General features: G+C 47.7%; 19 protein-coding genes. 17 read left to right on the top strand and 2 right to left on the bottom strand.

The genetic code is table 11. The features are described from left to right. Window positions 1-235 precede the first annotated feature (235 nt). On the top strand, window positions 236-1,615 hold the full coding sequence (locus DI44_RS07100) for a D-serine ammonia-lyase (protein ID WP_033025546.1): 1,380 nt from the start codon (window positions 236-238) through the stop codon (window positions 1,613-1,615). 51 nt (window positions 1,616-1,666) lie between these two features. Beyond that, window positions 1,667-2,224: a sugar O-acetyltransferase gene (locus DI44_RS07105; RefSeq protein ID WP_020960046.1), complete on the top strand. Its 558-nt coding sequence runs from the start codon at window positions 1,667-1,669 to the stop codon at window positions 2,222-2,224. Between the two features lie 60 nt (window positions 2,225-2,284). On the opposite strand, the gene DI44_RS07110 is transcribed toward DI44_RS07105, so the two are convergent. Then, window positions 2,285-2,935, bottom strand: a complete 651-nt coding sequence (locus DI44_RS07110) for a cyclase family protein (RefSeq protein ID WP_033025544.1) — start codon at window positions 2,933-2,935, stop codon at window positions 2,285-2,287. A 252-nt stretch (window positions 2,936-3,187) separates the two neighbouring features. Between DI44_RS07110 and DI44_RS18995 the strand changes: the two genes are divergently transcribed. Both DI44_RS18995 and DI44_RS07115 read left to right on the top strand, forming a co-directional pair. After that, complete coding sequence (locus DI44_RS18995; protein ID WP_155467786.1) at window positions 3,188-3,346, top strand: hypothetical protein; 159 nt, start codon at window positions 3,188-3,190, stop codon at window positions 3,344-3,346. 131 nt (window positions 3,347-3,477) lie between these two features. Further along, a complete protein-coding gene (locus tag DI44_RS07115; RefSeq protein ID WP_033025543.1) occupies window positions 3,478-4,914 on the top strand; it encodes an aldehyde dehydrogenase family protein in 1,437 nt (478 codons plus the stop codon). A gap of 95 nt (window positions 4,915-5,009) precedes the next feature. On the opposite strand, the gene DI44_RS07120 is transcribed toward DI44_RS07115, so the two are convergent. Then, the gene (locus DI44_RS07120) at window positions 5,010-6,467 is read right to left on the bottom strand and encodes a glycosyltransferase family 39 protein (protein ID WP_014195991.1); all 1,458 of its coding nucleotides are present in this window, start codon (window positions 6,465-6,467) and stop codon (window positions 5,010-5,012) included. Window positions 6,468-6,655: 188 nt separating this feature from the next. Here DI44_RS07120 and DI44_RS07125 point away from each other — a divergent pair, with 188 nt between their 5' ends. The 13 genes from DI44_RS07125 to DI44_RS07180 all read left to right on the top strand — a co-directional run bounded on the left by DI44_RS07125 (window position 6,656) and on the right by DI44_RS07180 (window position 22,605). Next, a complete protein-coding gene (locus DI44_RS07125; RefSeq protein ID WP_011231403.1) occupies window positions 6,656-7,420 on the top strand; it encodes an enoyl-CoA hydratase in 765 nt (254 codons plus the stop codon). 314 nt (window positions 7,421-7,734) lie between these two features. Beyond that, on the top strand, window positions 7,735-8,742 hold the full coding sequence (locus DI44_RS07130; protein ID WP_011231402.1) for a substrate-binding domain-containing protein: 1,008 nt from the start codon (window positions 7,735-7,737) through the stop codon (window positions 8,740-8,742). 35 nt (window positions 8,743-8,777) lie between these two features. Further along, window positions 8,778-10,553: a sensor histidine kinase gene (locus DI44_RS07135; protein ID WP_020279035.1), complete on the top strand. Its 1,776-nt coding sequence runs from the start codon at window positions 8,778-8,780 to the stop codon at window positions 10,551-10,553. A 13-nt stretch (window positions 10,554-10,566) separates the two neighbouring features. Then, window positions 10,567-11,775, top strand: coding sequence for a response regulator (locus tag DI44_RS07140; RefSeq protein WP_021321554.1), 1,209 nt, complete (start codon window positions 10,567-10,569; stop codon window positions 11,773-11,775). Between the two features lie 178 nt (window positions 11,776-11,953). Continuing rightward, window positions 11,954-13,033: a multiple monosaccharide ABC transporter substrate-binding protein gene (chvE, locus tag DI44_RS07145; protein WP_021321555.1), complete on the top strand. Its 1,080-nt coding sequence runs from the start codon at window positions 11,954-11,956 to the stop codon at window positions 13,031-13,033. Between the two features lie 81 nt (window positions 13,034-13,114). Then, the gene (gene mmsA / locus DI44_RS07150; RefSeq protein ID WP_021321556.1) at window positions 13,115-14,656 is read left to right on the top strand and encodes a multiple monosaccharide ABC transporter ATP-binding protein; all 1,542 of its coding nucleotides are present in this window, start codon (window positions 13,115-13,117) and stop codon (window positions 14,654-14,656) included. Window positions 14,657-14,735: 79 nt separating this feature from the next. Next, a complete protein-coding gene (mmsB, locus tag DI44_RS07155) occupies window positions 14,736-15,881 on the top strand; it encodes a multiple monosaccharide ABC transporter permease (RefSeq protein ID WP_277813383.1) in 1,146 nt (381 codons plus the stop codon). A gap of 305 nt (window positions 15,882-16,186) precedes the next feature. Then, window positions 16,187-17,311: a GntR family transcriptional regulator gene (locus tag DI44_RS07160; RefSeq protein WP_021321557.1), complete on the top strand. Its 1,125-nt coding sequence runs from the start codon at window positions 16,187-16,189 to the stop codon at window positions 17,309-17,311. A 62-nt stretch (window positions 17,312-17,373) separates the two neighbouring features. Beyond that, window positions 17,374-18,060: an L-ribulose-5-phosphate 4-epimerase gene (gene araD / locus DI44_RS07165; protein WP_033025542.1), complete on the top strand. Its 687-nt coding sequence runs from the start codon at window positions 17,374-17,376 to the stop codon at window positions 18,058-18,060. A 16-nt stretch (window positions 18,061-18,076) separates the two neighbouring features. Then, window positions 18,077-19,771 (top strand): ribulokinase, encoded by a 1,695-nt coding sequence (locus DI44_RS07170; protein ID WP_033025541.1) that lies wholly within the window; start codon window positions 18,077-18,079, stop codon window positions 19,769-19,771. 16 nt (window positions 19,772-19,787) lie between these two features. Continuing rightward, window positions 19,788-21,278, top strand: coding sequence for an L-arabinose isomerase (gene araA, locus DI44_RS07175; protein WP_033012544.1), 1,491 nt, complete (start codon window positions 19,788-19,790; stop codon window positions 21,276-21,278). Window positions 21,279-21,321: 43 nt separating this feature from the next. Then, window positions 21,322-21,756 (top strand): sugar ABC transporter permease, encoded by a 435-nt coding sequence (locus DI44_RS0117145; protein WP_277813382.1) that lies wholly within the window; start codon window positions 21,322-21,324, stop codon window positions 21,754-21,756. 3 nt (window positions 21,757-21,759) lie between these two features. Further along, window positions 21,760-22,605, top strand: coding sequence for a carbohydrate ABC transporter permease (locus DI44_RS07180; protein ID WP_020279025.1), 846 nt, complete (start codon window positions 21,760-21,762; stop codon window positions 22,603-22,605). Window positions 22,606-22,613 lie beyond the last annotated feature (8 nt).

Below are 22,613 nucleotides of genomic sequence, written 5' to 3'. Positions count from 1 at the left end.
TGGAAAGACAGGCATTTTTCAAAGCGGATCATGCCTCGCTTGGCCATTCCGACAAGGCTGGGATCACTCCCGAATGTCATCCACAAACCATTTCCATTCATCCCCATTGACAATGGAAGCGGTTTTCGCGAGACTGAAGGTAAACGGCAAACGGTTCGGCAAACAATGAAGTGGACTTTGGACCGGCATCCGCCAAGGGTGCGAAACGACAAACACGCATGGGAGAGAATGGTGCATGATGACCAAAAACGAAATCCAAAAGTGGGTAAAGGAATTCCCGCTGCTTGAAATGATCATGGCGGCCGAAGAGGTGTTTTGGCGCAATCCAAAATATCACGCGTTTGCGCAAGCTATTCAAACGATTCCTTTACGCGAACGCGATGTCAAGGAGGCGGAAGAACGATTGCGCCGCTTTGCCCCCTACATCGCGAAAGTTTTTCCCGAGACGCGGCCGGCCTATGGCATCATCGAATCCCCTTTAGTCCGGATTCCGAACATGCAACGGCGTTTGGAAAAGATGTTTCAGACCAACATCGAGGGGGAGCTGTTGCTAAAATGCGACAGCCATCTCCCGATTTCCGGGTCGATCAAGGCGCGTGGGGGCATTTACGAAGTGTTGAAACACGCGGAAGATCTTGCGCTCGCAAACGGTATGATCGCCATAGGAGAGGACTATGCGGTCATGGCCAGCGAAGAATTCCGGCAGTTCTTTTCCCGCTATTCGCTTGTCGTCGGTTCGACAGGAAATTTAGGCTTGAGCATCGGCATCATCGGGGCGCAGCTTGGGTTCCGCGTCACCGTTCATATGTCAGCCGATGCGAAACAATGGAAAAAAGACTTATTGCGAAGCAAAGGGGTCACCGTCATCGAACATCTCACTGATTACAACAAAGTGGTGGAAGAGGCGCGAAGACAGTCCGCCGAGGATCCAACGTCGTATTTTATCGATGATGAGAACTCGATCCATCTGTTTTTAGGCTATGCGGTGGCGGCGTTTCGGCTGAAAAAGCAATTAGAGGACATGAACATCACGGTTGATGAAACCCATCCGCTCTTTGTGTATCTTCCTTGCGGCGTCGGCGGCGGTCCGGGCGGGGTGACGTTTGGGCTGAAGCTCGTGTACGGCGATCATGTGCATTGCTTTTTCGCTGAGCCGACGCATTCGCCTTGCATGCTGCTCGGCCTGATGACAGGAGAGCACGACCGCGTGTCGGTGCAAGATTTTGGCCTCGACAATAAGACCGAAGCGGACGGGCTGGCGGTGGGGCGGCCGTCGCGGCTGGTGGGGAACATGCTTGAGAACGTCATCAGCGGCGTCTATACGGTGGACGATGCGACGCTTTACCGCTTGCTCGCGGCGATGGTTGAAACGGAGGAAATCTATTTAGAGCCGTCCGCCTTGGCAGGGGTGGCGGGACCTGTTCGGCTGTTTCGCGATTCGGCGGGGCAAACGTATGTAGAGGAAAACGATTTGAAAGAAAAAATGAAAAACGCCGTCCATATTGGCTGGGCTACCGGCGGAAGCATGGTGCCAAAGGATGTGATGGAGGCCTATTATCGGGAAGGCGTGCGCATCGAAACGATGACAGGGAACGGTTTTTCTGAAGGACGATAAGATCATTCCATGGAGTTTTGAAACGAATGCATGAAATGTTGGAGGCGTTCGATGAAAACCGAAAAAGAAAAGATGGTAGCGGGACACTTGTACAATCCCGCTGATCCGGAGCTCGTCAAGGAGCGGGAGCGGGCGCGGCGGCTCGTTCGCTTGTATAACGAAACATTGGAGACGGAGTATGAAAAGCGAACCGCTCTGCTCAAAGAACTGTTCGGTTCGACTGGAGAACGGCTGTTTATCGAGCCGAACTTCCGCTGCGACTACGGCTACAACATTCATGTCGGCGAAAACTTTTTTATGAACTTTGATGGCGTGATTTTGGATGTATGTGAAGTGCGAATCGGCGACCATTGTTTTATTGGTCCTGGTGTGCACATTTATACGGCGACTCACCCGCTCGATCCGCACGAACGAAATTCCGGGTTGGAGTACGGAAAGCCGGTTGTGATCGGCCATAACGTCTGGATCGGCGGGCGGGCCGTCATCAACCCGGGCGTCACGATCGGCGACAACGCTGTCATCGCCTCAGGGGCGGTTGTGACAAAAGATGTCCCCGCCAACGCGGTCGTTGGCGGAAACCCGGCGAAAGTGATCAAATGGCTCAAATAGCCCAAGGCCGCGCCCCGCGCAAAGCATGTGCGGGGCGTTTGGTTGCATCATCCTTCTTTGTTACGCCCACTGCACTGCCACCGCCCGAACAGGCGAACCGTCGCAGCTAGGCAAGGAAAGAGGGAGGGCAATAATATACGGGTCATCAAAATCGATTCGCTCGAAGTTCACGAAATTTTCTCCGATCACCCCGTTGGCGCCAAGAATAAGTTCGTGGGCGCGGAACGAGGAGCCGTCCGGCGGGTCGATGTTGAGCGCGTCGATGAAAAACGTCCGCACGCCTCGCTCCAGCATCGCTTCAATCACCTCCGGCGCAACGTACGGATGGGAAAAATACCGCTTTGTTCCGGCGTATTGCGACCAGCCGGTATGAAACAACACAATGGTTCCCGGCGACAGCTTCGGGATATACGGAGCGGCATCGGCCATCGTCACCGCTTCGCCTTCCGCTTTTCCGGTGGCATTGATCACGGCGCCGCGGCCAAGAAAATACGTGAGCGGCACGTCATCGAGCCGCCAACCGTGTTCGTAAAAGTGAAACGGCGCATCCACATGCGTGCCGCTGTGCGACCCAAGCACCAAGCGGCTGACGTGATAGCCGTCTTGGGCGAACGCCGCTGCCGGTTCGATTTTAGGCTTCGGATCCCCCGGGTACACCGGAGTTTGGGCCGTGATCGGCATGGTGAGGTCGATGATTTTTTTGATGATCATTTCCCGGCATCCTTTCAAGAAAATATTGGCTGCATCCATCATATAACGAAAACATATGGGAAAGAAAGATAGAGAATTGGTTGATGTCGGGCGGAAGAAAAAATAATTGCCCTGTGTTGCAACATTGGGGGCTCATCCGGTGAACAGTAGAACCGGTATGGTGAACCTATTCACTGTTTTTGTCGGCCAATGGCATACTTAGTTGTGCTGTCTACAAGCCATTGTTCCTGACCAGGTGTAGCATCTTCTTGTTTGAACATTGTCACAAGCGAGGAAATACATCACCATCAGCAAGCATTTTGCGGTAAAGTGAGCCTTACAGCCTTTAGAATGAGGCTGCCGTTTGCGCTTGCCATGATGGCACAAAAAATGCTTAAAGATGTAACAGCAGGCTCAATCATCATCTATTGAAATAAGAGGAAAAAGAAGGATTTTTGGGCATGATGGCGAATGAAACAAATAAGCAGGGCGTGTGGGATATATAACAAAGGGGGATGCGTTGGCTAAAGCTGCATGCCCAAAATAAGGAAAGGGTGAAATAGATGGAAACAGCGGTACAGAAACAGAAATTATACATCAACGGCGAATGGCGGGAAGCCAAGTCGTACACGGAGCTGAAATCGCCATACTCACGCGAGACGATTGCCGAAATTCCGACAGCGACAGAAGAAGAAGTCGATGAAGCCATTGCCGCGGCATACGCCGCGCGGCAAACGATGGCGGCTATGCCGGCGCATGAACGAGCCGCCATTTTAGAGCGGGTCGTCGAGCAGCTGAAAGCGCGGCAGGAAGAAGCGGCAAGGTTGATCGCACTGGAAGCAGCCAAACCGATCACCACGGCGAAAGGGGAAGTCGCCCGCACGATCCAAACGTACAAATTCGCCGCCGAAGAAGCCAAACGCATTCATGGGGAAACACTGCCGCTCGACGCGGCGCCGGGCGGGGAAAATCGCATCGCCTTGACGGTCCGCGAGCCGATCGGCGTCATCGGGGCGATTACGCCGTTTAACTTCCCGATGAACTTGGTCGCCCATAAACTTGGCCCGGCCATCGCCTCGGGCAACACAGTTGTGTTGAAGCCAGCCAGCCAAACGCCGCTGTCCGCCTATTTTATCGCCGAATTGTTCGAAAAAGCCGGTTTGCCGAAAGGGGCGCTCAACGTCGTCACCGGAAGCGGCCGCACGGTCGGCGACAAAATCGTCACCGACCCGCGCATCAGCATGATCACCTTCACCGGCAGCCCGGAAGTCGGCATCGCGATCCGCAATAAAGCAGGCTTAAAGCGGGTGACGCTCGAGCTCGGCTCCAACTCGGCCGTGATCGTCGACGAGCAGGTCGATATTGACCGCATCATCCCGCGCTGCGTATTTGGCGCGTTCACGTTCCAAGGACAAGTATGTATTTCGCTCCAGCGCGTCTATGTCCATGAAAAGCGCTATGACGAGTTCGTCGAAAAATTTGTCGCCGCCGCGAAACAGTTGAAAACAGGCGACCCGTTGGATCCAACCACCGATGTATCCGCCTTGATTACGCCAAACGATGTCGACCGGGCGCTCTCTTGGATCGAAGAGGCAAAACAAGGCGGCGCCAACGTCGTCCTCGGCGGCGAGCGCGACGGCAATATCTTGCTTCCGACGGTCATTGTGGACGCCGAACCGACGATGAAAGTGTCTTGCCAAGAAGTGTTCGCCCCGATCGTCTTGATCAACCGCGTCCGTTCGATCGATGAAGCCATTGAACTTGTCAATGACTCGCGCTACGGCTTGCAGGCGGGCATCTACACCGACAACGTCCATACCGCGTGGAAAGCGGCGAAACAACTGCACGTTGGCGGCGTGTTGATTAACGACATCCCAACGTTCCGCGTTGACCATATGCCGTACGGCGGCGTGAAAGAAAGCGGGTTTGGCCGCGAAGGGATTCGCTATGCGATCGAGGAAATGACGGAGTTGAAATTGATTATTTTTAACCAGAATTAAGCGGGATGAGAAGAGATTGGAGTAAAGTTTGTTCCTAAAATTCTAGAAGAATAGTTGCGCAGCCTTGGAGAGAGTGGCACTCCAAGGCTGTATGTTTAAGCGTGCTTTTCCAAAATATATCCCCAACGGTTCGAGGCGAGAACAGACAGGTGGTATTTATGCTCGAGCTGTTTGCTGAACCATGCTTTTTTCACGAGAAGCAGGCTTCGGCTTGTATGCAAGAACGTTTTCAGCCCTCCGTGCCGAGGTTTGAGGTCATTCGCAAGCTCTGCTGTCAAGACCGCATTTTGCGGCCAGCGACCCTTCTCGTGCAACGGATGGTACATAAACAGTTCGTATCCATGAACAGGCATTTGGGCGGTCTGCTGAAGCAATGCCAGTTCGAAATTTGGCTTGGGATGATGGATATAATGTTGAATATTCGTTTCGTAAAACGATGCGACGAACAACAGTCCAGTCAGCAACACTCCCCGCGCTCCCCACGTTCCTTTTCTCCATAATTGACTTGCGCAAATGCCAATCAACATGCAAAGCGGCGGATAGACAGGGAGGATGTACCATCTGATTTTCGTCTTAGCTATGGTAAACATGAGAAGCGGGACGCAAATCCAAAGCAAAATCCCGATCACATCTTCTTTCAATCGATGGTCTGTTCCTTCAAACGCTAAAAGACGAACGCCTTGCATGTAACTGATGACCATGATTCCGACCAAGAGCGCCAGCCACCAAAAGAAAAAATGAACAAGAATGATGCCGTAGTAGGTTTCATCGCCGATATGACCTTCAATGGGCCGAGTGGAGCGCAACAACAAGTCATATCCGATCATTTGTTTAAAAAAACTGAATCCATCATAGTGATAGCGGGCAAAAGCCCAAGCGAGCACAGGAACAACGAAGGTGAGCGCTGCCCTCCACCATGCGCGCCAGCGTCCTGACTCCCACTGCCTAGTGATGAGAAAATATAAGACCATGATCAACAGAATGTTCCCCGCATGCCAACTTTTCGTTAAAAAAGCAAGTGAACAGGCAAGGCCCGCTGCATACAACCATCGCGTCTGCCGTCTGGCGGCCAGCAAAGAAAGGATGGATAACGTAAAGAAGAATACAAAGAGCGAATCCGCATCTCCTGTGCGAGCGCAATGGTTGAGAAGATATTGGGTGCTAGTAGACAAGGCAAGCAATGAGACGATCGCGGCCATGCTTCCAAACCGTTTTTTCACAAATAGCGCAATGGCAACGGCCGTGAGCGTAGCGCAAATGCCAGACATCAGCCGCAAACCAAGCGCGTTCATCCCAACGAGTTTATAGCCAATCATGATCGCCCAGTAGCTAACAGGAGGCTTTAAATTCCAGTAATCAGGATGCCCAAGGTATGTGTTGACGATCAAGTTTCCATGCCTCAGCATTTCGTATGCATTGACGCCATGACGCGCTTCGTCCCAGCTTGAAATCGGGAATGTTCCTAGATGATAAAAGACGTTGTAGACCATCATCGAGAAGATCAAAGCCGCCGCTGCATAAAACGAGATGTTTCGTACACTTGGATTTCTCATGCGATCCACTCCTTTATCGGCACGCTGTGCTTCGAAAAAAAGCAACACCGACATAGAAGCTATTACAAGTAGATGAAGATGTCAAGCATGGATGTGTTGGAGAACATGATATTTTTGCCGCCAACAAGGAAAAAACAATCTTCATGGCGAATGAAAAGAAATGAATCATCATTCAGAGGAGGAGAGCCATGGAAACGGTTGTGCTGACATTTGACCAAAACAAAGCGATATTGGAACTGAACCGCCCGCAGGCGTTAAATGCTATGGATGTGCAAATGCTAACGGAACTCGTCGACGCGCTGCGGAAAATCAAGGAAAGTGATGCTTCCGTTGTCGTCATCCGCGGCAAAGGGAGAGGATTTTCTGCGGGTGGCGACATTAAGACAATGCTGGCGGTTGATGACCCGAGCCAATTTCAAACCGTGATGAAAACGATTCAGGAGATGATCATGCTCTTGTATACGATGCCGAAAATCACCGTTTCGCTCATCCATGGCCCAGCGGCCGGCCTTGGGTTCAGCTTTGCCTTGGCGAGCGATTACCTCATCGCCACGAAAGAAGCGCGCTTGGCGATGAATTTCATCGGCATCGGCCTCATCCCAGACGGCGGCGGGCATTTCTTCTTGGCCCAGCGGGTCGGCACGGCGAAAGCCAAACAGATCATTTGGGAAGGAAAACCGATGAGCGCGGACGAAGCGCAGCAGCTCGGGCTGATTGACTTCATCGTCGAAGATGAACAACAGGCGGAACAAGCAATCGCTTCCTTGCAAGAAAAACCGCTTCAAGCCATGATCGCCACGAAAATGTTGTACGTCGAACAAACAAAAGAAGATTTGCTTCGCGTGCTCGAACTCGAAACCGACGCCCAACAGCGCATGCGGCAAACCGAAGACCACCGCGAAGGCGTCCGCGCCTTTTTAGAAAAGCGGAAGCCGGTGTTTCGGGGGAGGTAGGGAAGAGATTTTCTGATGCCTATGGTGAACTGATGACATAGAATCAGGTAGGGTATGATCGCTTATCGGAATGGTGTTTAGCAGAATAATCATCCGTTTCATCCAGCCTCTCTCATCAGGGTGTCCTATTCATTCCCTGAAGGGGAGAGTTTTTTTGCGTAAACGATCCAAATGGGTGTCAAATTTATTTGAACTACTAGTTTGAATCATGGTACATTGTAGTATATTACATGTATTGATTCGTACAACTCCATAGAATGAATCGAAATTTGTAAGTATATATCGAAAGACATGATAAAGACAGGGGATGGATAATGAGAATAAGGGCTTTAATTGTAGCGTATGCAGGATTGCTAGCGGTGTTTATCGCGTATGTTTATCATTATCAACATGATGTGTCTCGTATTCAGTCTGTTAATGAGGACACGTCACCGTTCTATGGCAAACCCGACGAAAAATACGTCATGGTCACCTTCCAATCAGGCATGGATTATTGGAAACGCTGTCTCAAAGGATTTGAAGACGCAGCGGAGGCGTTGAACGTTTCCGTAGAATATCGAGGGGCGACTCAATATGACGTCAATGAGCAAGTGACAGTGCTCGAACAAGTGATCGCGAGAAAACCAGCTGGGATTGCGGTTTCTGCCATTAATCCGACTGCGTTGACGAAGACAATCAATAAAGCAGTCGAGGAAGGGATTCCAGTTGTATTATTTGACTCGAACGCTTCGGGAAGCAAGGCGTTTTCATTTCTAGGGACGAATAATTATAGCGCTGGAGTGACGGCGGCTCACGAAATGGCTAAACTGCTGAAGAATGAGGGGAAAGTCGCGATCATTACTTCCCCTCATCAACTCAATCATCAAGAGAGGACGAGAGGATTTGTTGAGACGATCTATCAAAAATATCCGCGAATGCAAGTGGTGGCCGTAAAGAATGGAAAAGGGGACGCTATGGCCTCAAAACAGGCGGCAATGGAGATTTTAAAGGATTATCCGGATGTGCAAGGGATCTTTGCAACAGAAGCGAACGGGGGAGTTGGCATGGCAGAAGCAGTCAAAGAGCTAAATAAGAAAGAGATTAAGCTCATTAGTTTCGATACAGAAAAACAAACGTTAGATTTAGTGAAGGGGGGCGTTATTGCTGCGACGTTGGCGCAAGGAACGTGGAATATGGGATATTGGTCGCTCCAATTTTTATTTCATCTTCATCATCATCTCACATCTCCATCCCGGTCAGGAGATTCACCGTTGCCAACGTATGTTGATACAGGAATTACGGTCGTTACGCGGGAAAATGTGGATCATTTTTATGCCAAATGACTACATAGAGAAATGAGTGATTGAGGTTGCGAATGATGAAGCGTTGGCGGGTTAGCCATTGGCCGATACGATACAAGTTTGTTTCGTTGTTACTCATCTCTATGATTGTGCCTGCACTCTGTTTAGGAAGCTTGGTAGGGTGGACGGTTGATCGAATTATCGAACGACAAGTAAATGAAAATACATTGCAATTGATTAGCCAAGTCAATCAGACATTAGAGTTTTATGCCAATAATATGCAAAACGCAACGTATCTCATTGCCTTTAATCCACAAATGAAAGCGTTTTTGGATCGTAGAGCGCCTCGCAATGATTATGAAATGCGTCAATTTTTGCAAGGAATCACTACGTTGTATCCCGAGATTGCGGGGATTTTAGTTGTTAACGAATATGGCGACTATATAAGTAATGAAATGTACAGCCGTTCTTCCGCGCCATTGACAAAGGAATGGTGGTATCGTGAGGCTGTGAAAAATAAAGGGATTTTTAAAATGCTCGGTCATCCTATCGGACGAAATGTTATTTCTCATGCCCATTATACAAGTGCAGAAGTCGTATCTGCAGTTCGAGCCATTATGGATCCCGAGACACAAAAAGTGAAAGGGGTTGTACTGGTTGATTTAAAGTTGAGAGTGATTGCGGAAGCTACTAAAAATATCCGTCTTGGAAAATGGGGATATTTATTGGTGATGGATGAGCAGGGGAAAAGCATCTATACTCCGAGCCGTTCTACAGTGACAGCTGTCCCATTGCGCTGGATCAAAGGAAATAGCGGTGCATTTTCCAAGAACATCAATGGACAACATGTTCAGTTTATTTACCAGCGCTCTCCATTTACGAATTGGACAACAATCGGGGTGTTCCCCAGCGATGAATCGGCATTAGAAGTGAAAGAGATCCATTTTTATATTGTCAGTTTTATTTTTTTCGTCTGTTTTATTGCAATTGGTGCTTCCTATTACCTGTCGTTTTCATTATCTCGTCCGATCAGCCAGTTGACGGCATTTATGAAAAAAGCGCAAGCAGGCGATTTAACGGTTCGTTATCATGGTGAGCGTACGGATGAAATTGGGATGTTGGGTCGAAGTTTCAACCACATGTTGGATCAAATGCAGCGTTTTATTTCTTTGGCCGAATGGCAGGAGCGGCAGCGATGGGAGGCAGAGTTGCGGGGGTTGCAAGCACAAATTAAACCGCACTTCCTTTACAATACATTAGATACCATTCAATGGATGGCACGCAAAAAAGGGGCTGATGATGTTGCTGAATTGGTCGGCACACTGGCAAAGCTGTTCCGCATCGGATTAAGCAAGGGGAAGGATATGATTCTTTTGGCTGAGGAAGTAGAGCATATTAAAAGTTATTTACGTATCCAGGAAGTTCGCTATAAAGATAAGTTAGACTATACATTTGACATTCCGGAATATCTGCAACAATTTTATGTGTTAAAGTTGCTGTTGCAGCCGATTGTGGAGAACGCGATTTATCATGGCATTAAACAGCGGAAAGGACCAGGACATATTTGGATTCAAGCGCGAGAACATAAAGGAGTAATGTATATTCGTGTAAAAGATGATGGCGTCGGAATGTCCCGGGAGCGGCTGGAAGAGTTGAGGAAAAGTTTAGACATTGATTTTACATCAGGAGACCAGGAAGGCAGAATGCGAAAGGTGAAAGGATATGGAATGATGAACGTACAAGCTCGCTTACAATTAACATTTGGCCCGTCCTACCGGTTGCATATCGATAGTGAGGAAGGAAAAGGAACAACCGTGACGATTGTGCATCCAATCATCACCCATCTTCCTTAGGAGGGATGGATTCATGTGGAAGGTGCTGATTGCAGATGACGAAGCGATCATTCGTGAAGGGATTCGGGAGTCGATCGATTGGAATGAATTTAACATGGAAGTTGTTGCAGAAGCAGAAGATGGGGAAGAGGCGTTGGAATTAGCTTTACGGCATCGAGTGAATGTATTGTTTGTCGATTTAAGCATGCCGATCATGGACGGGCTTACGCTGATGAGACATGTGCGGGAGAAGTTGCCCAACTGCCATATGATTGTAATTACCGGTTATGATGAGTTTTCGTATGCACAGGAGGCGATTCGCCTTCAAGTGGATGATTACTTATTAAAGCCAACTGATCCGCAGCGATTGTACGAAGTAGTCGCAAAAGTGAAGGAGAAGCTCGAACAGGAGCAAAAGGAAAAACGATATATGGAACTGTTAACGAACCAAGTACAAAAGCATGTTCACGTGCTTCGCCAGCAATTAGGGATGGAATGGGTAGCAGGGCGACTGACGGATGAGGATATCATGAGACAACTGTCATTGCTTGGACTTTCACGGTCTTGCCCTGCGCAAGTCGTTGTGATTCAATGGTTTTCATTTAAAAATCAGCCCATTGTGAGCGATCGGGATCGGCAGTTGCTTTTATTTGCCATCGAAAACGCCATCTCTGAATTATTGGAGGATGGTGAAAAAATTGTTTTTCGTGATTCAAACGAGTTCATCGTTGTGATCAGCTGGAAACCGATCAGTGAAGAACAGTGTAGGCAGATGGAAACGGCACTGAAACAACATTTGCACATTAGAGCCAGTGTATATATAGAAACGGTGGAAGGAGGAATGGTCGGGGTGGCGACGGCATATGAAAAATGCAAAGAGCAAATGGTGGAAGAAAGCCGCCTTTCTCCGATTGTCCGTCGTGCTAGGCAGTATATACAGAAGCATTTTAGCCAATCGGATTTGACGCTTGAGTCCGTTGCTGAGTTTCTCAATGTCTCTCCGGTTTATTTAAGTCGAATGATCAAGCAAGAGCTCGGTATTTCGTTCATCCATTTGTTGACGAAAATCCGGATGGAGAAGGCGGCGGAATTGCTTTTGTCTACCGAACTGCCGATCCATGAAATTGCGGAACGTGTCGGTTATGATACGCAACATTATTTCAGCACCGCTTTTAAAAAAGCGATGGGTGTATCACCGAATCAATATCGAAGAACGCGCATGATCAGTGAATATACAGATTGAGAGCAAGCACTTACAGAACGGTCTTTTTTGGTAAAGATCGTTCTGTTTTTTTGAAAACGCTTCAACAAAGTTAAATTTTTATAAAAACGGTTAATGGATTGAAAAGACGAACAATTCGTTCGATGATATAGTAAAGCTAGAAATTAAATATACGTACAAATTTAAAGGGGGAACGAAAATGAAAAGGCTTTTATATGTGCTGACATTATTGGTATTTGTATTATCTTTGTCTGCTTGTGGGGGACTTGGAGCAAGCGGCGGAAAAGATGCAGGGTTTGTTGGCATTTCCATGCCGACGAAATCATCCGAGCGCTGGGTCCATGACGGGCAAAATATGGTGAAAGAGTTCAAAAAACTCGGTTATAAAACGGATTTGCAATATGCTGAGGACGTAGTCGAAAACCAGGTATCGCAAATTGAAAACATGATCACCAAAGGGGTTAACGTGCTAGTGATTGCCCCGATTGACGCGGAAGCGTTGACGGACGTGTTGGAAAAAGCGCATAAACAAGGGATTAAGATCATTTCGTACGACCGTTTGATTAAAAACAGCAAGTATGTCGACTATTATGCAACGTTTGATAACTTTAAAGTTGGTGTGCTGCAAGGGCAGTACATTGAACAGAAGCTCGGATTGAAAGAAGGAAAAGGACCGTTCAACATTGAGTTGTTTGCCGGTTCTCCAGATGACAATAACGCCTATTTCTTCTTTGATGGAGCGATGTCCGTATTAAAGCCGTACATCGATTCCGGAAAATTAGTAGTGAGAAGCGGCCAAACGAAGTTTGACCAAGTAGCGACATTGCGCTGGGATGGAGCGACGGCTCAAGCGCGCATGGACAACTTGTTGAGTGCGCATTATACAAACGCACGTGTTGATGCGGTTTTGTCCCCGTATGATGGCATTAGCATCGGCATCATTTCTTCCTTAAAAGGGGTTGGCTACGGAACTCCGAGCAAGCCGATGCCGGTGATTACTGGGCAAGATGCGGAATTGGCTTCGGTGAAATCGATTATCGCAGGGGAACAAACGCAAACGGTATTTAAAGACACAAGAGAATTGGCGAAAAAAGCGGTTGAGATGGTTGATGCGGTGTTGAAAGGGAAAAAGCCGGAAGTGAACGATACGAAAACGTATAATAACGGGGTCAAAGTTGTCCCAGCGTACTTGTTGGAACCGGTTTCGGTTGATAAATCCAATTATGAAAAAGTGTTGATTGACAGCGGTTATTACAAAAAAGAAGATTTAGAAAAGTAGAAGATGCCAAAAAGACGGATATAAGGGATGTACCTGTACCCCCTTATATCCGTAACTCTCTTACAAGGGGGGCAGCGGGAGATGTCTGAGTTTATTTTAGAAATGAGAGGGATTACGAAACAATTCCCTGGAGTGAAAGCACTTGATAATGTGAATTTAAAAATACGGGAAGGGGAAATTCACGCGCTTTGTGGAGAGAATGGAGCAGGAAAATCGACATTAATGAAAGTCTTGAGCGGCGTTTATCCGTACGGCACGTATGACGGAGAAATTTTATTTAAGGGCGAAGTATGTAGATTTAAAGATATTAAACAGAGCGAACAGTTAGGAATTGTTATCATTCATCAAGAGCTGGCCTTGATTCCCTATCTATCCATTGCCGAAAATATTTTTTTAGGAAATGAACGGGCGAAAAGAGGCATCATTAACTGGAATGAAACGATCGCTCAAACAAAAAAGCTGTTGCAGAAAGTCGGATTAGATGAGTCGCCGCATACACTGGTCGGCCAACTTGGCGTCGGCAAGCAGCAACTCGTAGAAATTGCTAAAGCATTGGCCAAAGAAGTCAAATTGCTTATTTTGGATGAGCCGACAGCGGCATTAAATGAAGATGACAGCGAAAATTTACTGAATTTGCTTTTGGAATTGAAAAAACAGGGGTTATCGGCCATTATTATTTCCCATAAATTAAATGAAATTACAAAAGTCGCTGATTCGATCACGATTTTACGGGATGGAAAAACCATTGAAACGTTGGATATGAAACATGATGAGGTGACCGAAGACCGGATTATCCGTGGAATGGTTGGGCGTGACTTAACTAATCGTTATCCGGCAAGGACGCCGAAGATTGGTGAAGTCATATTTGAAGTGAAGAACTGGACTGTGTATCACCCCATTTATTCTGAGCGCAAGGTGCTTGATCACATCAATCTGTCGATTCGTCGAGGGGAAATTGTTGGGATCGCAGGCCTCATGGGGGCGGGACGAACCGAATTGGCCATGAGCATCTTTGGTCGGTCATACGGAAAGAAAATTAGCGGAGAGATATGGAAAAACGGAGTCAAAATCGATGTCAGCGATGTCAGCAAGGCCATTGCCAACGGGATTGCCTATGTAACAGAAGATCGAAAAGGAAATGGCCTCATCCTAATGGAAGACATTCGGAAAAATATTACACTTTCCCGCTTAGGGAAAATCTCAAATCATTTTGTGGTCGATGAAAATCAAGAAATTGTTGAATCGGAGCGATTCCGTGACCAATTCAAAATTAAAACGCCAAGCGTATTTCAAAAAGTAGAAGCCCTTAGTGGCGGGAATCAACAAAAAGTGGTGTTAAGCAAATGGATTTTTGCTGAGCCAGATATTTTGATTCTCGACGAACCAACACGGGGGATTGACGTCGGCGCGAAATATGAAATTTACACGATCATTCAGCAGCTAGCCGATGCAGGAAAAGGTATTTTAATGATTTCGTCCGAACTCCCAGAAATTCTTGGCATGTGCGATCGAATTTATGTGATGAGTGAAGGGAGAATCACTGGAGAGGTGTCGCGGGAAGAAGCGACACAGGAAAAACTAATGAGGCTTATGACGAAAACAGCGATTCAGGAGGGGGCATAAGATGGGAGCACTAATGCAAAAAACAGCACAACATTCTCCAAAGCGGTCTACAGAAAGTCAGCAGTTATCGTTGAAGCAGATGATCAAAAACAATATGAGAAGTTACAGTATGGTCATCGCTCTCATTTTGATTATGTTATTGTTCCAAGTGTTAACTGGAGGCATTTTGTTGCGGCCATTAAATATTACAAACTTGATTTTGCAAAACAGTTATATTTTGGTGCTGGCTGTTGGCATGATGCTTGTCATTATCACCGGACATATTGATTTGTCCGTCGGATCGGTGGCAGCTTTTGTCGGGGCATTGGCCGGCATTCTGATGGTTCAGCACCATGCATCAGTATGGTTGACGGTGCTCATTTGTTTATTGCTCGGAGCCTTGATTGGCGCATGGCAAGGATTTTGGGTGGCGTACGTAAAAATTCCATCATTCATTGTTACATTAGCAGGGATGTTGCTGTTCCGAGGATTGACGATGGTTATTTTGGAAGGACAGTCGATCGCCCCGTTTCCGAAAACATTCCAAAATATGAGTTCTGGGTTTCTCCCTGACGTATTTCATGGAGGAGAGATCCATCTGTTCACCATTGTGATCGGTTTCGCCGCTTCTCTCTTATTTGTTGTACTGGAATGGAGAAAACGAAACAGTCAGAAAAAATATGGGTTTGCGGTCACCCCTGCGGCGATGTTTGCCTTGAAGCTGGCTGTGATTGCCGCTGTGATCATGATTTTTACTTATATTTTAGCGACGTATGAAGGAATTCCGACGATTCTAGTGATTTTGGCTGCGTTGATCATTGCTTATTCCTTTGTGGCGAACCGGACGGTCGTCGGCCGCCATATTTATGCGATTGGTGGTAATGAGAAGGCTGCGCAATTGTCCGGGATTAAAACGAAACGTGTCACGTTTTGGGTGTTTGTCAACATGGGCGTGTTGGCCGCTTTGTCCGGATTGATTTTTGCCGCTCGCCTCAACGCTGCGACGCCGAAAGCGGGGAACTTGTTTGAGCTCGATGCCATTGCGGCGTGCTTTATTGGAGGCGCATCCGCTTATGGAGGAATCGGCACGATTAGCGGAGCGATCATCGGCGGTCTAGTCATGGGCGTAATGAATAACGGGATGTCCTTGCTGGGGCTCGGTATTGACTGGCAACAGGCCATCAAAGGGCTTGTATTGCTTATTGCTGTGGCTTTTGATATTTACAACAAAAATAAAGCTGCTTAATGCGAAAGCGAAGGGCCAAGCGCATTGCTTGGCTTTTTTGTCAAATGGTCAAAAGATGGATGCAAGACTTTATGCTCGGAAAGAGTGCGATCGGTTCTATGATCCATATGCCGAGTCGTATTTCAAGTGGTTTTGGAGACTGAAGCGTTTTCTCCATCGTTCCCTTTCACTCGAAAAAGAGCGTGTACAAGTTCCCTCATGTTTCATTCTTTCCGCTGCTTGCTTTTAGAATAATGATACGGACAAATAAAAACTGTTATAATAAAATTAATTTGTATCTCATTATTTTATCGTTGAGGTGGACTATGAAGGAGAAAACGCTGCCTAAATATCTGCAATTAAAACAAGAAATTTTATCTTGGATCATTTCCGGACAAATGAAGCCGGATGAGAAAATTCCAACCGAGCACGAAATCGCCAACCAGTTTCAACTAAGCCGACATACGGTTCGGCAGGCGCTAGGGGAACTCGAGAAGGAAGGATGGCTGTACAAAATCCAAGGGAGCGGCACATTTGTGTCCCGGCCGAAGCCGAAAGAACAGGTGGATACGAAAACGATCGGGATCGTGACGACCTATATTTCCGATTATATTTTTCCCCATATCGTCCGAGGGGCGGAGGAGACGTTGCGGGAGAAAGGATACCGTCTTTTGCTTGCCAGCACGAATAATGATAAACAGAGAGAGAAAGAGCAGCTTGAGGAGATGATTCGGGAGCCATTAAGCGGACTGATCATCGAACCGACAAAAAGCGCGCAAGGAAATCCAAATCTGGGCTACTACTTGTCGCTCAATAACCTCCATATTCCGTACGTGATGATCAATGCCCGCTATTTGGAAGTGAGCTGTCCATGCGTCAAAATGGACGACGAGCAGGGAGGATTTTTATTGACCGACCATCTCATTCGTTTAGGGCACCGCCGGATTGCTGGTTTCTTTAAAACCGACGATTTGCAAGGGGTGGATCGTTTGCGCGGCTTTATTCGCGCCCATCAGCAACACGAGGTGCCTGTGGCCACGGAGTATCTTCTTTCCTACGCAACAGAGGAGAAATGGACAAAACCGCTTGAGGTGGCGCGAGAGTTTTTGCAACGGCCAAAAGAGGAGCGCCCGACTGCCTTTGTCTGCTACAACGATGAGCTGGCGATTTTGCTTCTTGAAGTCATTCGCCAACAAGGGTTATCGGTTCCCGATGACATTTCGATCGTTGGCTTTGATGACTCTACATTTGCGACAGCGACGGAGGTGAAATTGACGACAATTCGTCATCCGAAAACAGAAATGGGCGTCCAAGCGGCCGAGATGCTCATTCAAATGATCGAACAACGATCAGTCGATAAAATTGGCGATATCATTTATCGACCGGAGCTAATTGTCCGTAACTCAACAAAGGAAATTAAAAAAATGTATGAGATATCAAAAAAATTATAGAAAAATTGTACGTACAATAGTATAATGGAGGTGAGGAGTTTTTTCATAGGGAGTGGGAGCCAATGCTTGAGGAGTTGAAACAAGCCGTATTAAAGGCCAACCTGCAGCTCCCTCAATACCGCCTCGTGACGTTTACGTGGGGAAACGTGAGCGGGATTGACCGGGAACGCGGATTGGTTGTCATTAAACCAAGTGGAGTGGCGTATGACAAGCTGACCATTGATGATATGGTGGTCGTGGACTTAAATGGCAATGTGGTGGAAGGGCGCTTAAAACCGTCGTCGGACACCCCGACCCACCTCTGGTTGTATAAACAATTTTCTGGTATCGGTGGAGTTGTTCACACCCATTCGACTTGGGCGACGATTTGGGCGCAGGCTGGAAAAGGAATTCCAGTATTAGGGACGACGCACGCGGACTATTTTTATGGGGAAATTCCATGCACTCGTCCGATGACCAATGAAGAAATTCAAGGAGCTTATGAACTAGAGACCGGAAAGGTCATTACGGAAACGTTTCGTTTTCTCGATCCGCTGCAAATGCCAGGTGTCTTGGTGCACGGCCACGGACCGTTTGCTTGGGGGAAAGATCCAGCGAACGCGGTTCATAATGCCGTTGTCTTGGAAGAAGTGGCGAAAATGGCGGCAAGAACGTACATGCTCAATCCAAATGCAAAGCCGATCAGCCAAACGTTGCTTGATCGCCACTATTTGCGCAAGCATGGCGCAAACGCTTACTATGGGCAGTAAAGGGAGGGAGACCGAGATGGGGAAAAAGTATGTCATTGGCATTGACTATGGCACCGAATCGGGACGAGCCGTTCTCGTTGATCTAGAAGGAAACGAAATTGCGGACCATGTCACTCCGTACCCCCACGGAGTTATTGATGAAGTATTGCCAGAATCGAACGTACAACTCGAGCCAGACTGGGCGCTGCAACACCCGGCTGATTATATTGAAGTATTGGCGACCGCTGTCCCGACGGTATTGCAAAAGTCAGGGGTCAACCCAGCCGATGTGATCGGGGTCGGCATTGATTTTACTTCGTGCACGATGTTGCCGGTCGATGCTTCTGGCGAGCCGCTTTGCTTGAAACCGGAGTTTAAGCATCGCCCGCACAGCTGGGTGAAATTGTGGAAGCACCATGCCGCCCAGGATGAGGCGAACTTGCTCAATGAAATTGCGACCAAACGAGGCGAAGCGTTTTTACCGAGATACGGGGGAAAAATTTCATCCGAATGGATGGTTGCTAAAATTTGGCAAATTCTAAACGAGGCGCCAGATATCTACGACCAAACCGATCTTTTTTTAGAAGCGACTGATTGGGTTGTATTTAAAATGACCGGCAATATCGTCCGGAATAGCTGTGCGGCGGGCTATAAGTCCATTTGGCATAAACAGGACGGCTATCCAAGCAAGGAGTTTTTCCGGGCGCTCGACCCCCGGCTGGAACACTTAACAGAAACGAAACTGCGCGGCCCGATCGTTCCGCTTGGTACGAGAGCGGGAGTGCTGACGAAAGAAATGGCGGCCACGATGGGCCTCCTTCCGGGAACAGCCGTTGCCGTCGGGAATGTTGATGCCCATGCAGCCGTACCGGGTGTCGGGGTCGTTGAGCCAGGCAAACTGGTGATGGCGATGGGAACATCGATCTGCCATATGTTGCTTGGTACGGAAGAAAAGTATGTGGAAGGAATGTGCGGGGTGGTCGAGGATGGCATCATTCCAGGATATTTCGGCTATGAAGCCGGGCAGTCAGCGGTGGGTGACATTTTCGCTTGGTATGTTGAACAAGGCGTCCCGGCTTATGTGAAAGAAGCGGCGGAAAAAGAAGGGGTTAGTGTCCATGAGTGGCTGGAAAAGCGCGCTGCTGCCTATCGTCCGGGAGAAACCGGGCTGCTTGCTTTGGACTGGTGGAACGGCAACCGCTCGGTGTTGGTCGATACCGATTTAACGGGGCTCATCGTTGGATATACGTTGCTGACCAAACCAGAGGAGATTTACCGCGCGCTGCTTGAAGCGACGGCATTTGGCACGCGCAAAATTATTGATGCGTTTGTTGAAAACGGTGTCAAGGTCGACGAACTGTATGCATGCGGCGGCCTGCCGCAAAAAAATAAGCTGCTCATGCAAATTTATGCCGATGTGACTAACCGCGAGATTAAAATTGCGGCATCTAAACAAACTCCTGCAGTCGGAGCCGCCATGTTTGCGGCGGTTGCGGCCGGCAAAGAAAACGGCGGTTATGAATCCATTGTGGAAGCCGCACGAAACATGGGGAAAGTGCGTGAAGAGACGTTCAAACCGATTCCAGAGAATGTTGCCATTTATGAACAATTGTATCAAGAATATACGAAACTGCATGACTACTTCGGCCGTGGGGAAAACGATGTCATGAAACGGCTTAAACATTGGAAAGAAACCGCACGAGCGGCGAAAGAATCTGTGACTTTATCGTGAACGGGGAGGAGCAATGATGCTATCATTACGTCCTTATGAATTTTGGTTTGTGACAGGAAGTCAGCACTTGTACGGAGAAGAAGCGTTAAAACAAGTCGAAGAACATTCAAGAATCATGGTCAATGAATGGAATCGCGATTCGGTGTTTCCGTTCCCATTCGTTTTCAAATCAGTCGTGACGACGCCAGAGGAAATTCGGCGCGTTTGCCTTGAGGCGAATGCGAGCGAACAATGCGCTGGGGTCATCACTTGGATGCATACATTCTCGCCAGCGAAGATGTGGATTGGCGGCCTTTTGGAGCTGCGAAAACCGTTATTGCATCTTCACACTCAATTTAACCGTGATATTCCGTGGGACAGCATCGATATGGACTTTATGAACTTAAACCAATCAGCTCACGGTGACCGAGAATACGGATTTATCGGTGCGAGAATGGGAGTTGCCCGGAAAGTGGTCGTTGGTCATTGGGAAGACCCAGAAGTCCGCGAGCGGCTGGCGAAATGGATGCGGACGGCCGTCGCCTTTGCGGAAAGCCGCCATCTCAAAGTTGCCCGTTTCGGTGATAACATGCGCGAAGTGGCGGTAACGGAAGGGGACAAAGTGGGAGCGCAAATTCAATTCGGCTGGTCGGTCAACGGTTATGGCATTGGGGATTTGGTGCAATCTATTCGCGATGTTTCTGAACAAAGCGTCAACGAACTGCTTGATGAATATGCCGAACTGTATGACATTGTACCTGCCGGCCGTCAAGATGGACCGGTTCGCGAGTCGATCCGTGAGCAGGCGCGGATTGAACTTGGGTTAAAAGCCTTTTTGCAAGACGGGAACTTCACTGCCTTTACGACGACGTTTGAAGATTTGCACGGCATGAAGCAACTTCCAGGACTAGCGGTTCAACGGCTTATGGCAGAGGGATATGGATTCGGCGGCGAAGGCGATTGGAAAACGGCCGCCCTCGTCCGGTTGATGAAAGTGATGGCCGGTGGCAAAGGAACGTCGTTCATGGAAGACTACACGTACCACTTTGAGCCTGGCAACGAACTGATTCTTGGCGCGCATATGCTCGAAGTATGCCCGACGATTGCCGCAACCCGGCCGCGCATCGAAGTCCATCCGCTTTCGATCGGTGGAAAAGAAGATCCAGCCCGTCTCGTGTTTGACGGCGGTGAGGGTGCTGCGGTCAATGCTTCGTTGATTGACTTAGGACACCGTTTCCGTCTCATTGTCAATGAAGTCGATGCAGTGAAACCAGAACATGAGATGCCGAAACTGCCTGTTGCGCGCATTCTATGGAAACCGCGCCCGTCACTCCGCGACTCCGCTGAAGCATGGATTTTAGCTGGCGGCGCCCACCATACGTGCTTCTCATTTGCGGTTACAACAGAACAGCTGCAAGACTTTGCGGAAATGGCAGGGATTGAATGTGTCGTGATCAATGAACATACGTCCGTCTCCTCATTCAAGAACGAACTAAGATGGAATGAAGTATTCTGGCGGGGACGGTAAGGTGAAGCCAGCGTGCAAATCCATACGGCACAACACCAAGGACATGGGCTGGAAGGAGGGCTCATGTCCTTCGTTTTTATCATACATAAAAAAGTGGCTAGGGGTGAATATTTTGTATTTTCTCTCGGGGTTGCAAAATATCCCGAAGGAACTTTATGAGTCGGCAGAAATGGACGGAGCTGGGGCATTTAGGAAGTTTTTTTATATTACACTTCCACTTTTAAAGCCAGTGGTAATTTATGTGTTAACGATTAGTATTTTTGGCGGTTTTAGAATGTACGAGGAGAGTTTTGTGTTTTGGCAAAATCAGTCTCCTGGTGATATTGGACTTACTTTAGTAGGTTATATTTACCAAGAAGGCTTTATGAACAATGATATGGGATTCGGTTCTGCTGTCGGGATTGTGCTGCTAATCATCGTATTTGTTATTAATATTATTCAGTTGAAGGTTACCGGAGCCTTCAGGAAGGAGGGATAGAGAATGACAGAGACAGCAAAAATTCACCCAGTTGCAAAGGCGGTAGTCGTATTAATGTTGTCGCTTTTTGCTGTTGTCGCACTCTTCCCGTTTTTTGCGTTATTACTGGCATCCTTTAAGCCGTCTACGGAGCTGCTTAGATATGGGTTAAATTTAAAATTACAGGCACATTTGTTGTCATTCAAGAACTACATTTACCTCTTCCAAGAAGGGGCAAAATATCTGACTTGGTATAAAAATAGTTTGATTATTACTGCTGTCGGAACTGTGTTATCTTTACTATTTTCCTCTATGGTTGGGTATGCGTTGGCAGTATACAATTTCAAGGGCAGAAATGTAATTTTTATTCTTGTTTTGACTGTCATGATGATTCCGACTGAAATTTTGATGTTACCTTTATACAAGTTGATGGTGTCCTTCAAAATGATTAACACATACTGGGGAGTTATTGTTCCTACCATGGTAGCCCCTATCGCTATTTTCTTTTTTAGACAATACGCGTTAGGTTTGCCAAAGGAATTGCTTGATGCAGCTAGAATAGATGGGTGTTCGGAATTTAGAATTTTTTTCAGCATTATGGTTCCGTTGATGAAGCCCGCGTTTGGAGCGATGGCTATTTTACAGGCAATGGGTTACTGGAATAGCTTTCTATGGCCAACAATTATTCTGCGAACGGAGGATATGTTCACCTTGCCAATCGGTTTATCTGGGTTGTTAACTCCTTATGGCAATAACTATGATATTTTAATTGCGGGATCTCTGTTAACGATTCTTCCGATTATTGTATTATTCATGTTCTTCCAACGTTACTTTATTTCTGGTTTAACGGTTGGAGGAGTGAAAGGGTAATCGACTAT

The organism is Geobacillus sp. CAMR5420, assembly GCF_000691465.1.
Lineage (GTDB): Bacteria > Bacillota > Bacilli > Bacillales > Anoxybacillaceae > Geobacillus > Geobacillus thermoleovorans.
The sequence above is the reverse complement of the archived record's forward strand: the minus strand, read 5'-3'. Positions and strand labels throughout refer to the sequence as shown.

What these genes read in the sequence shown, in the direction of transcription:
- DI44_RS07160 (WP_021321557.1), top strand. Translation starts at nt 16,187, where the DNA reads ATGAAGGAGAAAACGCTGCCTAAATATCTGCAATTAAAACAAGAAATT.
- araA (WP_033012544.1), top strand. Translation starts at nt 19,788, where the DNA reads ATGCTATCATTACGTCCTTATGAATTTTGGTTTGTGACAGGAAGTCAG.
- DI44_RS07125 (WP_011231403.1), top strand. Translation starts at nt 6,656, where the DNA reads ATGGAAACGGTTGTGCTGACATTTGACCAAAACAAAGCGATATTGGAA.
- DI44_RS07110 (WP_033025544.1), bottom strand. Translation starts at nt 2,935, where the DNA reads ATGATCATCAAAAAAATCATCGACCTCACCATGCCGATCACGGCCCAA.
- chvE (WP_021321555.1), top strand. Translation starts at nt 11,954, where the DNA reads ATGAAAAGGCTTTTATATGTGCTGACATTATTGGTATTTGTATTATCT.
- DI44_RS07130 (WP_011231402.1), top strand. Translation starts at nt 7,735, where the DNA reads ATGAGAATAAGGGCTTTAATTGTAGCGTATGCAGGATTGCTAGCGGTG.
- DI44_RS07170 (WP_033025541.1), top strand. Translation starts at nt 18,077, where the DNA reads ATGGGGAAAAAGTATGTCATTGGCATTGACTATGGCACCGAATCGGGA.
- DI44_RS07105 (WP_020960046.1), top strand. Translation starts at nt 1,667, where the DNA reads ATGAAAACCGAAAAAGAAAAGATGGTAGCGGGACACTTGTACAATCCC.
- DI44_RS07115 (WP_033025543.1), top strand. Translation starts at nt 3,478, where the DNA reads ATGGAAACAGCGGTACAGAAACAGAAATTATACATCAACGGCGAATGG.
- DI44_RS07120 (WP_014195991.1), bottom strand. Translation starts at nt 6,467, where the DNA reads ATGAGAAATCCAAGTGTACGAAACATCTCGTTTTATGCAGCGGCGGCT.
- DI44_RS07180 (WP_020279025.1), top strand. Translation starts at nt 21,760, where the DNA reads ATGACAGAGACAGCAAAAATTCACCCAGTTGCAAAGGCGGTAGTCGTA.
- DI44_RS07135 (WP_020279035.1), top strand. Translation starts at nt 8,778, where the DNA reads ATGAAGCGTTGGCGGGTTAGCCATTGGCCGATACGATACAAGTTTGTT.
- mmsA (WP_021321556.1), top strand. Translation starts at nt 13,115, where the DNA reads ATGTCTGAGTTTATTTTAGAAATGAGAGGGATTACGAAACAATTCCCT.
- DI44_RS07140 (WP_021321554.1), top strand. Translation starts at nt 10,567, where the DNA reads ATGTGGAAGGTGCTGATTGCAGATGACGAAGCGATCATTCGTGAAGGG.
- araD (WP_033025542.1), top strand. Translation starts at nt 17,374, where the DNA reads ATGCTTGAGGAGTTGAAACAAGCCGTATTAAAGGCCAACCTGCAGCTC.
- DI44_RS0117145 (WP_277813382.1), top strand. Translation starts at nt 21,322, where the DNA reads ATGGGCTGGAAGGAGGGCTCATGTCCTTCGTTTTTATCATACATAAAA.
- mmsB (WP_277813383.1), top strand. Translation starts at nt 14,736, where the DNA reads ATGATCAAAAACAATATGAGAAGTTACAGTATGGTCATCGCTCTCATT.
- DI44_RS07100 (WP_033025546.1), top strand. Translation starts at nt 236, where the DNA reads ATGATGACCAAAAACGAAATCCAAAAGTGGGTAAAGGAATTCCCGCTG.